Raw genomic sequence first — 12,986 nt, 5'->3', positions numbered from 1 at the left:
ACGCTTTGCCGCGGCGCGGCACGACAGCCCTTCGCGCGTCACCGCGCAAACAACTCGCTCACGAAGATCATCTGAAAAAGGTCTCGCCATCCAGGCCGGCCTCCTTCACCGGCCAGAATGGTGAATCTGATTTGCACCAGAAAGGGAATCCACTTCCCGACTCCGCCTAAAACAATCCCGCTCTAGATGCGGGTCTTTCAACCGGCGGCGACGCCGTAGCGACCTGCCGGCTTGTCGTGCGAAAGATTCGGCGCCAGCGCCAGACGAGCCGTGGTCAGCGCAGCCAAGTCCTGATCGTTCGGCAGCGACGGAATGGTGACCAGTTCACCCTGATCGAGGCCGGCAAGAGCGGCGTCAACCATGTCGGTGACGTCCATCACCATTGATGGCGGGAACCTGTCGGTCGACAAGCCGGCGCGCTCGAAGATCTCTGTCCGCGTCAAGCCCGGCAGAACCGCTTGAACCTTGACGCCCTTTTCCGCAGTCTCAGCGTGGATACCTTGGGTCAGATTGAGCACGAACGCCTTCGTCGCACTATAAGTGCCATTGAACTGTTCCGGTATGAAGGCGACGACCGAGGCGATATTGACGATCGTTCCCCTGCCCCTTTCGGCAAATGCCTGGGCGGCGGCGACAGCCAGGCGGTTTACCGCGACGACGTTGAGCTCAATCATCTTTTCCAGATAATCGGCATCGTCAGCGAGGAGCTTGCCCTTGGGGCCGACCCCAGCGTTGTTGACGAGCAAGGTGATTGCCTCGTCCCCACGCAAGCGCTGTTCGACCACGCGCACGTCCGCCCTGTCGGTCAGATCGGCACGCAGAACATCCACTTGCACACCTTGCTCCTTGGCCAGTTTTTCCGCCAGCGCAGAGAGGCGACCGGCATCGCGCGCGACCAGCAGCAGGTCATAACCGCGCTTGGCCAGGCGATCCGCATAGGTGGCGCCGATGCCGGACGAGGCACCGGTTACGAGGGCAGTTCCGAGATTGGAGCGGGACATTGCAGCATTCCTTTCGGTTTTTGGAATTTACTGGTATATGCCACTATATTGATCCGTGATCGCGATTGTGCAAGGGCCTTCATTCAAAAATTGCGGTCGCCGCGATTGACTGATCGTCAACGCGCGGAGGACAACAGCCGCGGAGGCAACGAGATGAATGAAAAACGACAAGAGCCAGGCGTGTGGAGCTACTGCAGCAACGGGGCATTGAAACGTGCGTCCCGCCAGCTTGGCCAGCTTTACGAAGATATCCTTGCGCCGAGCGGGCTGAGGATCACCCAGTACACATTGCTGACCCAGATCAAGATCGGAAAAGAGACGCCGCTGAAGCTGCTGGCCGAAACCATGGTCATGGACCTCTCCGCACTCGGCCACACGCTGAAGCCACTCTTGCGCGATGGCCTCGTGGAACTGGTGCCGGACGCGCAGGACCGCCGCGTGAAACGCGTGCGCCTGACAGATGCCGGCAACGAACTCTGGACGAAGACGAACATCTTGTGGCGAGACGCGCAGGCCCGCTTCGACGCAGCGTTCGGAAAGGAAGCGTCTGAGGCGCTTCGGCAGACCATGGACCTGATCTCATCGCCGGACTTCGCCCGCGCATTTGCCAGCGCTGACCACGCATCCGAGGATGTCGCCACCGCCAACGCGCAGCGAACCCAAAGGTGAGTGCGCGACGGTCGGTTGGCTACAGCCTGATCACATAGTCCTTGCGAGTCGTTTCAACGACTTCCCAGGTCCCCTTAAAGCCCGGCCTGAGAACCATTCGGTCGCCCGCTCGAAGCTGAACGGCGTCGCCACCATCTTCGGTCACGATCGAATGACCGGACAATACGTTGAAATATTCCCATTCATCGTAGGCGATGCGCCATTTGCCCGGCGTCGCTTCCCATATGCCCGCGTAGAGAACGCCATCGACGTCTTCGAGATTCCACGTCCTGAACTGAGGATTGCCGGAAATAATGCGGTCGGCCTCCGGAGCGCCGTGCTCCGCTTCGGCGTCGCTGATGTCGAAAGTGATGTAGTTCGCCATGGGACCTCTGTTGTTCCGCCAGGACGCGCGACCGCCCGCCCGGCGATGAAATTCGTAGCGCAGTGCGGATTGCGTGCGCCCGCGCCGCAAGACCGTTACGGTTTGTCGATTTGTCACTGTCGCCCAGCCGATGAACAAAAAGCAAGGCGGTTCACCGCCAAGCTAGAAAGGATTGATGTAGTTGGTTATCGCGATCTGTCGCAGCAGCACCTTTCTGATGACATGCGCGGCCTCGACATGGCTCGTATAGATCGCCGCCGTGCCTGTGCTCCCGGCGGGAAGCCTGCCCGCGATGCTATCGTCATCCAGCTTGATCCGGACGACCAACGGCAGATTCTGAATGGCCTTTGATGTCACCGCGGAGCCGGACGTCTGCGTCTGTCCTGTCGATACGGCCTGGAGAATGCTTTCCACCTTCCCGGTATAGACCTTGCCGGGCATGAACTTGAAGGTGATCTCGGCCATCTGGCCAGGTTCCCGATAGCGCGCATCGATCTGGGGAACCTCGACGCCGATGATCGTCTCGGAGGTATCGATGAACGCCATGACGGGCGACAGCGGAAGGCTGGAGACCCGTGCGCCGGCCCGCAGCCCCACGTTGGTCACGTATCCGTCGGCAGGCGCTCGCACCACCGTCTTGTCGAGGTTCCATTTCGCCTCGGCGATCTCAGCTGCGAGTTGGTCGGTTTCGGCTTGGGCCTGTTCGACATCGAAACCGCGACCGGCACCGGTCGTGCGCAGCCTCGTTGTTTCCGATAGCCGCAGCTTGGCGAGCTCGAGTTGCGCCGCGAGCGCGTCCAGCTTCGCCTGATAGGGAACGGGGTCGATACGGAAGAGCACGTCGCCGGCCTTCAGCGGCGTGTTCGCTTTCACCGGCACATCGACCACCTCGCCTGCCACATCGGGAACGATTGCCACCGAGTTGCGGACAACCAGTGCCGCCCCCTGCGGCGCGCCCCAGTTCATCGGAATGAAAAGGCCGATCAGCAGCAACAGGAAGACGATGACCGGCGAAATCTTCCAGAAAAGGTTGAACCGAACAATGCGGAATTTCACCAGGCAGAACAGGATGACGAGGTAGACGTTCAGCAGGACAACGATCATTGCGCCTTCTCCGCGTTCGCAGCCCGCGGCACGTCGACGTAAGCCCAGATCAGCACCAGCGGCCAAAAGGCAAAGCCGAAGAACAGCGTCACCCAACCGCCCACGGTGACGGCAGCGATCCAGGGATGGTTGCGCCGCTTTGCGACCATTCCCGGCAACATTGCGAGAAAGACAATGACGGCCACGGTACTGGCAACGAGAACGATCAGAACGATCCAGGCGAAGACGTCTACGATACTCATCATCCAAGATCCTTGAGAGGAATAGGCACATCACCGCCGGGATCCGACGGCGCAGCGCTCAACCCGGGCGATGATGGGATTGTGGTGGCAGGGCCACTTCACGCAAGTACGTAACGGTAAATGCTGGCGCTAATTGCCCACGGTGGTCGCAACGCTTGGCGTGAGGACCGCCGGGCGGGCGGCATGGCCAGATACGAAATCGGGCTCCAGCCAGTGGCTGAAGCCCGACATTGTGCTTCTGAAACTCAGCGGCTTCAGACCTTGGCGAGCGATTGCTCGAGGTCGGCAATGATGTCCTTCACGTCCTCGATACCAATCGACAGACGAACGACATCAGGGCCGGCGCCGGCCGCGATCTTCTGCTCATCCGTCAGCTGGCGATGTGTGGTCGATGCCGGGTGGATGACGAGCGAGCGCGTATCGCCGATGTTGGCGAGGTGCGAGAAGAGCTGGAGATTTTCGACGAGCGACTTGCCTGCTTCGTAGCCGCCCTTCACGCCGAAGGTGAACACCGAGCCCGCACCCTTCGGGGAATAGCGCTTCTGCAGGGCGTGGTTCGGGTCGTCCTCCAGGCCGGCATAGTTCACCCAGGCGATCTTGCTGTGCGCCTTCAGCCATTTCGCCACGGCAGCGGCATTTTCGCTGTGGCGCTGCATGCGCAGCGGCAGCGTCTCGATACCGGTCAGGATCAGGAACGCATTGAACGGCGAAATTGCCGGGCCGAGATCGCGCAAGCCAAGGACGCGGCATGCAATTGCAAAGGCGAAATTGCCGAAGGTCGAATGCAGCACGACGCCGTTGTACTCCGGCCGAGGGCTCGACAGCATCGGGTAGTTGCCGGACTTCGACCAGTCGAACGTGCCGCCATCGACGATGATGCCACCCATCGAATTGCCGTGGCCACCGAGGAACTTGGTCAGCGAGTGAACGACGATGTCGGCGCCGTGCTCGATCGGGCGAATGAGATAGGGGCTGGCCATCGTGTTGTCGACGATGAGCGGCAGACCGTGCTTGTGGGCGACTTCCGCAATCGCCGCGATGTCGACGAACGTGCCGCCGGGGTTCGCCAAGCTCTCGATGAAGATCGCACGGGTCTTTTCGTCGATCTGGCTCTCGAAGCTTACAGGATCAGCCGGATCGGCCCAGCGAACCTGCCAGCCGAAATTATCGAAGGCATGGCCGAACTGGTTGATGGAACCGCCGTAGAGGCGCTTGGCGGCGACGAAATTCTCGCCGGGCCGCAAGATGGTGTGAAAAACGATCATCTGCGCCGCATGACCCGAGGCTACGGCGAGCGCCGCGGTGCCACCCTCCAGTGCCGCAACGCGCTCTTCGAGCACGGCCTGCGTCGGGTTCATGATGCGCGTATAGATATTTCCGAACTGCTGCAGGCCGAACAAGGCAGCCGCATGGTCCGCATCGTTAAAGACATATGCCGTCGTCTGATAGATCGGTGTCGCACGGGCACCGGTTGCCGGGTCTGGCTTGGCCCCGGCGTGAATCGCCAACGTATTAAAACCTGGATCGTTATTGCTCATGCAGTCCTCCCATACTTTTCAATAGAATGGGGCGGAGCATAGCGGACGATCTCGAAAAGTTAATTGCTATCTGTTTCAACCGAAAGGCGTTTGGCGGAAAATTTTCTCGCACTCACCTCAGAAGGCGCGGATACTCGATGGCCGGGCAGCGGTTCATCACGACCTTGATCCCGCCAGCCTCGGCTCGTTCGGCCGCCGCATCATCGCGGACGCCAAGCTGCGCCCATATCACTTTCGGCCGCGGTTGCATGGCCAACGCCTCATCGACGACCTCGGACAGATATTGCGACGCGCGAAAGACATCGACCATGTCCACCGCAACGGGGACATCCGATAGGCGAGCATAAACGGTCTGCCCGTGTATGGCCTTGCCCGCCTGCCCCGGATTGACCGGTATGACAGTATAGCCGCGCGACAGAAGATAGCCCATCACGCCGTTGCTGGGGCGCGCCGGGTTGGGCGATGCGCCGGTCAAGGCGATCGTCTTCACCGAATGCAAGATGTCGAGAATATAGCTGTCGTCGTATTTGTCGTGATTCATGCTGGGCATCCTCAGGAATGCGGCCATATTTGTGTTATCTCGCCTCGGTTTAGCAAGATACGAAACCAACGGCGAAGTTGATCGTATATAGGCACGATGACGCCCTGGAGGATATGGTGATGAGAAAGACAGTTCTTTTTGTTGCAGCGACCGTTCTGGCTGCATCGCCGGCCATGGCGATCTCGCGCTACAATTCGCTGACGATAACCTGCGACAGGGCGCGCGCGGCCATTCACAACGAAGGCGCCGTGATCTTCCGCTACCCCTCGACGCGGGTTCGCGGCATGGCACTTTTCGATCGTTATATCCGCAACAGCCGCTTTTGCGACGCGAACAAATATGCCGAGTGGACGCGTATTCCGACCAAGGACAATCCGCAGTGCCCTGTTCTGAATTGCCAGAACATAGACAACCTGGACGGGACATTTATCATACCAAACAATTCGCTGTGATTCCTTCGAGCGACGTTTGGAAAGGCCGGGAGCTTAGCCTCTCTGGCACAACCTATTGTATATATCATCATGATCAGCGAGGAGATCGATTGTGACAGCTTTGTCACACAGCCAGAAATTGTTAACACCATCCGCATCACTGTTCTGTGTATAACCTGTTTATGTCCGCATTTGTTCACGCATATGTTAGAAACACCGCATAGTTGAATGGATTAGGCTCGCTCGATCGGCTTTTGGTGTACGCCCATCATTTTTGCATTGAGCCGAGATAAGCCGCAAGTTGCACTCCTGCCAGCATCGGCCAAACGAGCGCTTTTCAGCGCAGCCCATATTGCGATTGCTTTTTCTCCGGCAGGGCGTAACAACCGTCTCCATCGCTCTTCTTACACCATCCGGTAGTCCATTCTTGCCGCTAGATATCATCCTTCTCGTCCTATTCGGGGCGTTGCTCCACGCAACGTGGAATGCCCTCATCAAGGCCGGCACCGACAAGTCGCTCGATGCCAGCCTCGTTTCCGCAGGCGGCGCCGCCTGCGCGCTACCCTTCCTGGCCTTGCTGCCGATGCCGGCATCCGCATCGTGGCCATTCATCGGGGCCTCGGCGATCCTGCAGTTCATCTATTTCCAGCTGGTTGCCGGTGCTTATCGGGCTGGCGACATCGGCCTGGTTTATCCGCTGATGCGAGGCTGCGCGCCCCTCCTGATCGTCGCGACGAGCGGCGTCATCCTCGGTGAGACGCTGTCCGGCGGCGCTCTGATTGGTACCATGACGATCTGTGCCGGCATTCTGACGCTGGCCTTCGAGGCCCGGAAGGGAAGCGGTCATGCCATCCGGCTCGCGCTCGCCAATGCCTTCGTCATTGCGACCTATACCTATGTCGACGGCATCGGCGCCCGACTATCCGGCAACGCAATTTCCTATACGCTCTGGATGTCGCTGCTGCCGCCGGTGCTTCTGTTTTCGTGGGCGATCTGGCGCCGCGGGCTTTTCGCCGTTGCGGTTCATGTCCGCTACAACTGGTGGCGCGGATTGATCGGCGGCGGCGGCTCCATCGCCTCCTATGGCTTGGCACTATGGGCCATGACCAAGGCCCCGGTGGCAACCGTTGCTGCCTTGCGAGAAACGTCGATCCTCTTTGCCCTCATCATTTCAGTCGTGATCCTGAAAGAAAAGGCGAGCCCGTGGCGCTATCTCGCCGGCGTGATCATCGCGATGGGGGGATTGATCCTGAAGCTGGGGTAGCCGTTGGCTATTCCCCCGTCCACTCCGGCATTCGCTTGCCCAGGAAGGCGCCAATCCCCTCCTCCGCATCCGCGGTCAGCATATTCTCGACCATCACCTGCGCGGCATAGCCATAGGCCTCCTCGACGGGCATTTCGAGCTGGCGGTAGAAGGCTTCCTTGCCGATCCTCAGCGTCAGCGGCGACTTTCCGGCGATGACCGAAGCGTATTTGGTGACGACCTGCGTCAGGTACTGCTTGGGGACGATGCGATTGACGAGGCCGAAGTCCTTCGCCGTCGATGCGTCGATCGTCTCACCGGTCAGCAGCATTTCCATCGCCTGCTTGCGGTGAGCCGCGCGCGAGATCGTAACCATCGGCGTCGAGCAGAAGAGCCCGATGTTGACACCCGGCGTGCAGAAGGTGGCCGTATCCGTGCAGATCGCGAGGTCGCAGGAGGCGACAAGCTGGCAGCCGGCGGCCGTGGCCAGACCATCGATTTCGGCAATCACCGGCTTGGGCAGTCGCGCAATCTCCATCATCAGATCCGCGGCAAGAGCAAATGTTTCCTCGAAGAAGGCAACACCGCCGTCCGCGTCGCCACGATGCTCCGTCAGCTCCTTGAGGTCATGACCGGCGGAAAAAACGGTCCCGGTCGAAGCAATGATCACTATGCGGACATCGTCGTTTTCGGCAGCGTTCTGCAATTCGCCCATCAGCGTCTCGAGAACGGCGATCGACAGCGCATTGGCCGGAGGATTGTTGAGCGTCAGCCGCAATATGCCATCGGAAAGCTGGCGGATCACCAATGCGCCACCATTCGCTTTGCTTGCATCCGTTCGAAACGATACGACTTCTGCCATGGCTGAACTCCTGCATGTTTGCTTCGTGCCTACAGTTTTGCCACAAGCGGCCTGGGATTTCGAGGAGAAGCGATGCAACCAGTGATGACAATCGACGAGGTCCACCGATTTCTCGACGCGCATTTTCCGCAGATCCACGCCGATGGCCGCGTGATGGTGGTAACCGAGATAGCGCCGGGTCGGGCCTCCATGCGGCTCGACCCTTCCGACCGACACCTGAGACCCGGTGGAACCCTGTCAGGCCCTGCCCTTTTTACACTGGCCGACGTGACCGCCTACGTGGCTGTGATTGCCCACATCGGCCCCGTGGCGCTGGCCGTGACCACCAATCTCAACATCAACTTCCTGCGACTGCCTCGGTTGCAGCCGACGGTCTGCACATGCAAAATCCTGAAGCTCGGCAGGCGCCTTGCAGTCATTGAAGCGTCGATTTCTCAGGGTGATCCAGAGTATTTAATCGCCCACGCGACGGCAACATACTCGATTCCGCCCGGAGAAAATTGAGGTAACAAATTACCACATACCTAAGTATTTGATTCTACTTCATTGTTTTTCGTGGCGCAATTCGCCGCGATATTGACCGCGTTCGCGACAAGCCTTATACACCGCGTCAGATCGCAGCCCTTCCCGGCTGCTTTCTTTTTGGTGCGCCTTCGGGCTCCCAAATCAAGCAACAAGAAACGCCCTTTCGCCTTCGGGCACAAGGGATCCAAAAGAGAGTAACTACTATGGCAACTTTCTCCCAGAAGCCTGCAGAGGTGGAGAAGAAGTGGGTCATCATCGACGCCGAAGGGCTCGTTGTTGGTCGTCTCGCTTCCATCATCGCTATGCGTCTGCGCGGCAAGCACAAGGCAACCTTCACGCCCCACGTTGACGACGGCGACAACGTCATCGTCATCAATGCCGACAAGGTCGTATTCACCGGCAAGAAGTACTCCGACAAGGTTTACTACTGGCACACCGGTTACGCAGGCGGCATCAAGGAGCGTACCGCTCGTCAGATCATCGAAGGCCGCTTCCCGGAGCGCGTTCTCGAGAAGGCTGTTGAGCGCATGGTTCCGCGTGGCCCGCTCGGCCGTCGCCAGATGAAGAACCTCCGCGTCTACGCTGGTTCCAATCATCCTCATGAAGCACAGCAGCCTGTCGCTCTCGACGTCGCCAAGCTGAACAAGAAGAACGTAAGGAGCGCCTAAGAATGGCTGACCTCTCCTCCCTGAAGGATCTCGGCACGGCTACCGAAGCTTCGGCTCCGGTTCACGTCCGCAAGGTTGACTCGCTTGGCCGTTCCTACGCCACCGGCAAGCGCAAGAACGCCGTTGCCCGTGTATGGGTCAAGCCGGGCTCCGGCAAGATCGTCATCAACGGCAAGGAATTCACGGAATACTTCGCACGTCCGGTTCTGCAGATGATTCTGCGTCAGCCGATCGTTGCTGCTGCCCGTGACGGCCAGTTCGACATCATCGCAACGGTTGCAGGCGGCGGTCTTTCCGGCCAGGCCGGTGCCGTTCGTCACGGCGTTTCCAAGGCACTCACCTACTTCGAACCGGGCCTGCGCTCGGTCCTGAAGAAGGGTGGCTTCCTGACCCGCGACAGCCGCGTTGTCGAGCGTAAGAAGTACGGTAAGGCCAAGGCCCGCCGTTCGTTCCAGTTCTCCAAGCGTTAATCGCTTCGGATTTCGGACTTTGGAAGGCCGGGCTTTGCCCGGCCTTTTTTTGTGCCCGGCGCTCACCGTGCTTGATCAATAGGCAAGCCGGCATCGCCTCTCGTTCTCCGGACAAGAGCAAGATTGCGCTTCCATCTCCCGCCACCGGTCAACCCACTGCTTGACACATTCATACCCATGCGGCTATACGTCAATTAATAGCCAATCGGGTATGAATTACGCATGTCTGAACGCCAGGACAATTTATTTCGCGCACTCGCCGATCCCACACGGCGCGGTATCTTCGAGCGACTTTGCCGCGAGGGCGAGAAGACCGTCAGCGCCCTGACGGCACATGCCGGCGTGTCGCAGCCGGTGGTTTCGAAGCATCTGGCGAATCTCAAGCGGGCCGGCCTTGTCCGCGACCGCCAGGACGGCCGCCAGACGCATTACAGCGCCCAGCCCGGCGCCCTCGTTCCGCTGACCGACTGGACAGCCGAGATGACCGGCTTTTGGGAAAAGAAGTTCGACGAACTCGAAGACTTGCTGAAAAGGATGGACCAATGAACGATACATCGACCGAAACACGTTCCGTCGTCGTCGAGCGGCAGCTGCCGTTTTCGCAGGAGAAGACGTGGCGCGCCCTGACGCAACCGCACCTTATCGCCGAATGGCTGATGAAGAACGACTTTGCGCCTGTGAGGGATCACCGTTTCAAACTGACTGCGGACTGGGGCTCGGTGGATTGCACGGTTCTTGAAATCGCGCCGATCAGCACGCTCTCCTATACCTGGAACGCCTACGGCCTCGAGAGTGTTGTCACCTGGACCCTGACGCCGACCAGTGGCGGCACGCATCTGCGGATGGAGCAGTCCGGCTTCCGCCCAGACCAGCAGCAGGCCTACGCAGGCGCCAAGCATGGCTGGCAACGCTTCTTCGATAATCTCGGCGAGGCGCTGGCGCGCAATGATTGATTTCGCCGGCAAGGCCCGCGATTGAACATTAATCTTGAAGGAGGAGCAGAACATGAGTGCATGGATCAGACAGGGCCACCGATGGTTCTCAATTTTGTTTACACTGACTGTCATTGCCAATTTCGCAGTCAGGCCGTTCGGTGAGGCACCCGACTGGCTGACCTACTCGCCGCTGCCTCCGCTCTTCCTGCTGCTGTTCAGCGGGCTCTATATGTTTGCCCTGCCCTATACGGCCAAGGGCCGAATGAGCAAGATGGGCGCCTAGCTGGCTGTGAGCAACGGCGGCACGATGTGCCGCCGTTGGCAGCAATCCCGCAATCTTCATCGATCCGTCATCCGATAACCGTCGGATATTGTTGCATTCGGTGGTCGAGCCACATACTCCTTGAAGCCAGCGAGAAGGAGTATTCACTTGGCGAACAAGTCGATCGATCATGCTTTCACGGCAACGAGCCTTACCTCCGCGGCCACGGATCCAACGTTTGCCGGAGCGTTGTCCTTCATGCGTCGCCGCTTCACGAAGGACCTGACCGGCGCCGACGTGGTGGTCTGGGGTATCCCGTTCGATGCCGCGACGTCCAACCGGCCGGGCACGCGCTTCGGGCCGCAGGCAATTCGTCGGGCTTCGGCGATCTTCGACAACGATCCCCAGTACCCCTTCAACCGCGACCTGTTCGAAGACATGGCGGTCATCGACTACGGCGACTGCCTGCTCGATTATGGCAATCATCATGAGACGCCAGCCGCGATCGAAAAGCAGGCAAAGACGATCGTCGACAGCGGCGCCTTCATGCTGACGCTCGGTGGCGACCACTATGTGACCTGGCCGATCCTCAAGGCGCATGCGGCCAAGCACGGCCCGCTGGCGCTGGTGCAGTTCGACGCACACCAGGATACGTGGTTCGATGATAACAAGCGGATCGACCATGGCTCCTTCGTGGCGCGCGCGGTCCGCGACGGCATCATCGATCCCGATCGTTCGATCCAGATCGGCATCCGCACGCATGCGCCGGATGATTTCGGCATCAGCATCCTCTACGGCCACCAGGTCGAAGACATGAGTGCGGCCGAGATCGCATCGATGATCATTTCGCACACCAAGGGTGCGCCGGCCTACCTGACCTTCGATATCGACTGCCTGGATCCCGCCTATGCGCCCGGCACCGGCACGCCCGTTTCGGGCGGCCCGTCCAGCGCCAAGATCCTTTCGGTGCTGCAACGGCTGCACCAGCTCGATATCCGCGGTGCCGACGTCGTTGAAGTGTCGCCAGCCTACGATCATGCCGACATCACCGCCATTGCGGGGGCGACGGTCGCGATGTATATGCTGGGGCTACATGCCGAACGACGCGCGACAGCGTCACACGGCTGACTTATCCCTCTTACAAAATGAATCCGGACTTCATTCCAACCTATTGAAATTGTGAGCAAGACAATGGCACCGAAGATCTTCATCGATGGCGAACACGGCACGACGGGCTTGCAGATCCGCACGCGCATGGCTGGTCGCCGCGACGTCGAGCTTCTGTCCATTCCGGAAGCGGAGCGCCGCAATGCCGCGATCCGCGAGGACATGCTGAACAGCGCCGATATCGCGATCCTCTGCCTTCCCGACGATGCGTCGAAGGAAGCCGTGCAGATGGTCTCGGCCAACAACAATGTCCGCGTCATCGACACATCGACCGCCTACCGCATCAATCCCTCCTGGGCCTACGGCTTCGCCGAGATGGACAAGGAGCAGGCAGGCAAGATCAGGTCGGCGCGTTTCGTCGCCAATCCGGGCTGCTATCCCACCGGTGCCATCGGACTCATGCGGCCGCTGCGCGCCGCCGGCATCCTGCCGGACGGCTACCCTGTGACCGTCAACGCGGTTTCCGGCTACACCGGCGGCGGCAAGCAGATGATCGCACAGATGGAAGACCAGAGCCGCGACGACGCGATCAGCGCGCCGCACTTCCTCTACGGGCTGCCGCTGACGCACAAGCACGTCCCCGAGATGAAAATCCACGGCCTGCTCGACCGCGCGCCGATCTTTGCGCCGTCGGTCGGCAAGTTCGCGCAAGGCATGATCGTGCAGGTGCCGCTGCACCTCGACATGCTGGCGCCGGGCGCGACGCTTGAGAGCATCCACGCGGCGCTGACCGCCCATTATGCCGGCCAGGATATCGTCACGGTGGTTCCGCTTGCAGACAGCAGCAAGATGGCGCGCGTCGATGCCGTCGAGCTCGCCGGCAAGGACACGATGAAGCTCTTCGTGTTCGGCACGCCAGGCGGTTCGCAGGTCAATCTGGTTGCCCTGCTTGACAATCTCGGCAAGGGCGCGTCGGGAGCCGCGGTGCAGAACATGGATCTGATGCTGGCCTCCTAGAGCTGAG

Annotated in this window: 18 protein-coding genes; 11 read left to right on the top strand and 7 right to left on the bottom strand. The window is 59.9% G+C overall.

Translation table 11 applies throughout. From position 1 onward, the window contains the following. Nucleotides 1–197 precede the first annotated feature (197 nt). Nucleotides 198–1,001 (bottom strand): SDR family oxidoreductase, encoded by an 804-nt coding sequence (locus tag A6U87_RS05715; protein WP_065690180.1) that lies wholly within the window; start codon nucleotides 999–1,001, stop codon nucleotides 198–200. Between the two features lie 153 nt (nucleotides 1,002–1,154). Here A6U87_RS05715 and A6U87_RS05710 point away from each other — a divergent pair, with 153 nt between their 5' ends. Continuing rightward, entirely contained in the window at nucleotides 1,155–1,670 is a 516-nt protein-coding gene (locus A6U87_RS05710; RefSeq protein ID WP_065690179.1) for a MarR family winged helix-turn-helix transcriptional regulator, read from the top strand. 19 nt (nucleotides 1,671–1,689) lie between these two features. Here A6U87_RS05710 and A6U87_RS05705 read toward each other — a convergent pair whose 3' ends face one another. The 5 genes from A6U87_RS05705 to A6U87_RS05685 form a co-directional block, all read right to left on the bottom strand. After that, nucleotides 1,690–2,034 (bottom strand): cupin domain-containing protein, encoded by a 345-nt coding sequence (locus A6U87_RS05705; protein WP_065690178.1) that lies wholly within the window; start codon nucleotides 2,032–2,034, stop codon nucleotides 1,690–1,692. 162 nt (nucleotides 2,035–2,196) lie between these two features. After that, nucleotides 2,197–3,138 (bottom strand): HlyD family secretion protein, encoded by a 942-nt coding sequence (locus A6U87_RS05700; RefSeq protein ID WP_065690177.1) that lies wholly within the window; start codon nucleotides 3,136–3,138, stop codon nucleotides 2,197–2,199. Then, complete coding sequence (locus A6U87_RS05695; RefSeq protein ID WP_065690294.1) at nucleotides 3,135–3,380, bottom strand: DUF3302 domain-containing protein; 246 nt, start codon at nucleotides 3,378–3,380, stop codon at nucleotides 3,135–3,137. The genes A6U87_RS05700 and A6U87_RS05695 overlap by 4 nt, the downstream gene beginning before the upstream one ends. Nucleotides 3,381–3,634: 254 nt before the next feature. Next, nucleotides 3,635–4,918 (bottom strand): O-acetylhomoserine aminocarboxypropyltransferase, encoded by a 1,284-nt coding sequence (locus A6U87_RS05690; protein WP_065690176.1) that lies wholly within the window; start codon nucleotides 4,916–4,918, stop codon nucleotides 3,635–3,637. Nucleotides 4,919–5,030: 112 nt separating this feature from the next. Further along, nucleotides 5,031–5,459, bottom strand: coding sequence for a CoA-binding protein (locus tag A6U87_RS05685; RefSeq protein WP_065690293.1), 429 nt, complete (start codon nucleotides 5,457–5,459; stop codon nucleotides 5,031–5,033). Nucleotides 5,460–5,578: 119 nt separating this feature from the next. Here A6U87_RS05685 and A6U87_RS05680 point away from each other — a divergent pair, with 119 nt between their 5' ends. Together A6U87_RS05680 and A6U87_RS05675 are read left to right on the top strand one after the other, a co-directional pair. Then, a complete protein-coding gene (locus A6U87_RS05680) occupies nucleotides 5,579–5,911 on the top strand; it encodes a hypothetical protein (RefSeq protein WP_065690175.1) in 333 nt (110 codons plus the stop codon). Between the two features lie 406 nt (nucleotides 5,912–6,317). Then, nucleotides 6,318–7,154, top strand: coding sequence for an EamA family transporter (locus A6U87_RS05675; RefSeq protein ID WP_065690174.1), 837 nt, complete (start codon nucleotides 6,318–6,320; stop codon nucleotides 7,152–7,154). 7 nt (nucleotides 7,155–7,161) lie between these two features. On the opposite strand, the gene A6U87_RS05670 is transcribed toward A6U87_RS05675, so the two are convergent. Continuing rightward, the gene (locus A6U87_RS05670; RefSeq protein ID WP_065690173.1) at nucleotides 7,162–7,995 is read right to left on the bottom strand and encodes an enoyl-CoA hydratase; all 834 of its coding nucleotides are present in this window, start codon (nucleotides 7,993–7,995) and stop codon (nucleotides 7,162–7,164) included. 72 nt (nucleotides 7,996–8,067) lie between these two features. On the opposite strand from A6U87_RS05670, the gene A6U87_RS05665 reads away from it, so the two are divergent. From A6U87_RS05665 to argC, 8 genes are all read left to right on the top strand, one after another. Continuing rightward, on the top strand, nucleotides 8,068–8,499 hold the full coding sequence (locus tag A6U87_RS05665; protein ID WP_065690172.1) for a PaaI family thioesterase: 432 nt from the start codon (nucleotides 8,068–8,070) through the stop codon (nucleotides 8,497–8,499). Nucleotides 8,500–8,723: 224 nt separating this feature from the next. Further along, nucleotides 8,724–9,188: a 50S ribosomal protein L13 gene (gene rplM / locus A6U87_RS05660; RefSeq protein WP_065690171.1), complete on the top strand. Its 465-nt coding sequence runs from the start codon at nucleotides 8,724–8,726 to the stop codon at nucleotides 9,186–9,188. A 2-nt stretch (nucleotides 9,189–9,190) separates the two neighbouring features. Beyond that, entirely contained in the window at nucleotides 9,191–9,658 is a 468-nt protein-coding gene (gene rpsI, locus A6U87_RS05655) for a 30S ribosomal protein S9 (protein ID WP_056820294.1), read from the top strand. A gap of 222 nt (nucleotides 9,659–9,880) precedes the next feature. Then, nucleotides 9,881–10,204, top strand: coding sequence for a helix-turn-helix transcriptional regulator (locus A6U87_RS05650; RefSeq protein WP_065690170.1), 324 nt, complete (start codon nucleotides 9,881–9,883; stop codon nucleotides 10,202–10,204). Continuing rightward, nucleotides 10,201–10,611, top strand: coding sequence for an SRPBCC domain-containing protein (locus tag A6U87_RS05645; RefSeq protein WP_065690169.1), 411 nt, complete (start codon nucleotides 10,201–10,203; stop codon nucleotides 10,609–10,611). Before A6U87_RS05650 ends, A6U87_RS05645 begins: the two co-directional genes overlap by 4 nt. Before the next feature lie 52 nt (nucleotides 10,612–10,663). Further along, the gene (locus tag A6U87_RS05640) at nucleotides 10,664–10,876 is read left to right on the top strand and encodes a hypothetical protein (protein WP_065690168.1); all 213 of its coding nucleotides are present in this window, start codon (nucleotides 10,664–10,666) and stop codon (nucleotides 10,874–10,876) included. Between the two features lie 147 nt (nucleotides 10,877–11,023). After that, nucleotides 11,024–11,983, top strand: coding sequence for an agmatinase (speB, locus tag A6U87_RS05635; RefSeq protein ID WP_065690167.1), 960 nt, complete (start codon nucleotides 11,024–11,026; stop codon nucleotides 11,981–11,983). A 63-nt stretch (nucleotides 11,984–12,046) separates the two neighbouring features. Then, entirely contained in the window at nucleotides 12,047–12,979 is a 933-nt protein-coding gene (argC, locus tag A6U87_RS05630) for an N-acetyl-gamma-glutamyl-phosphate reductase (RefSeq protein WP_065690166.1), read from the top strand. Nucleotides 12,980–12,986: the final 7 nt, after the last annotated feature.

Source organism: Rhizobium sp. AC44/96 (assembly GCF_001692185.1).
Classification (GTDB): domain Bacteria; phylum Pseudomonadota; class Alphaproteobacteria; order Rhizobiales; family Rhizobiaceae; genus Rhizobium.
The sequence above is the reverse complement of the archived record's forward strand: the minus strand, read 5'-3'. Positions and strand labels throughout refer to the sequence as shown.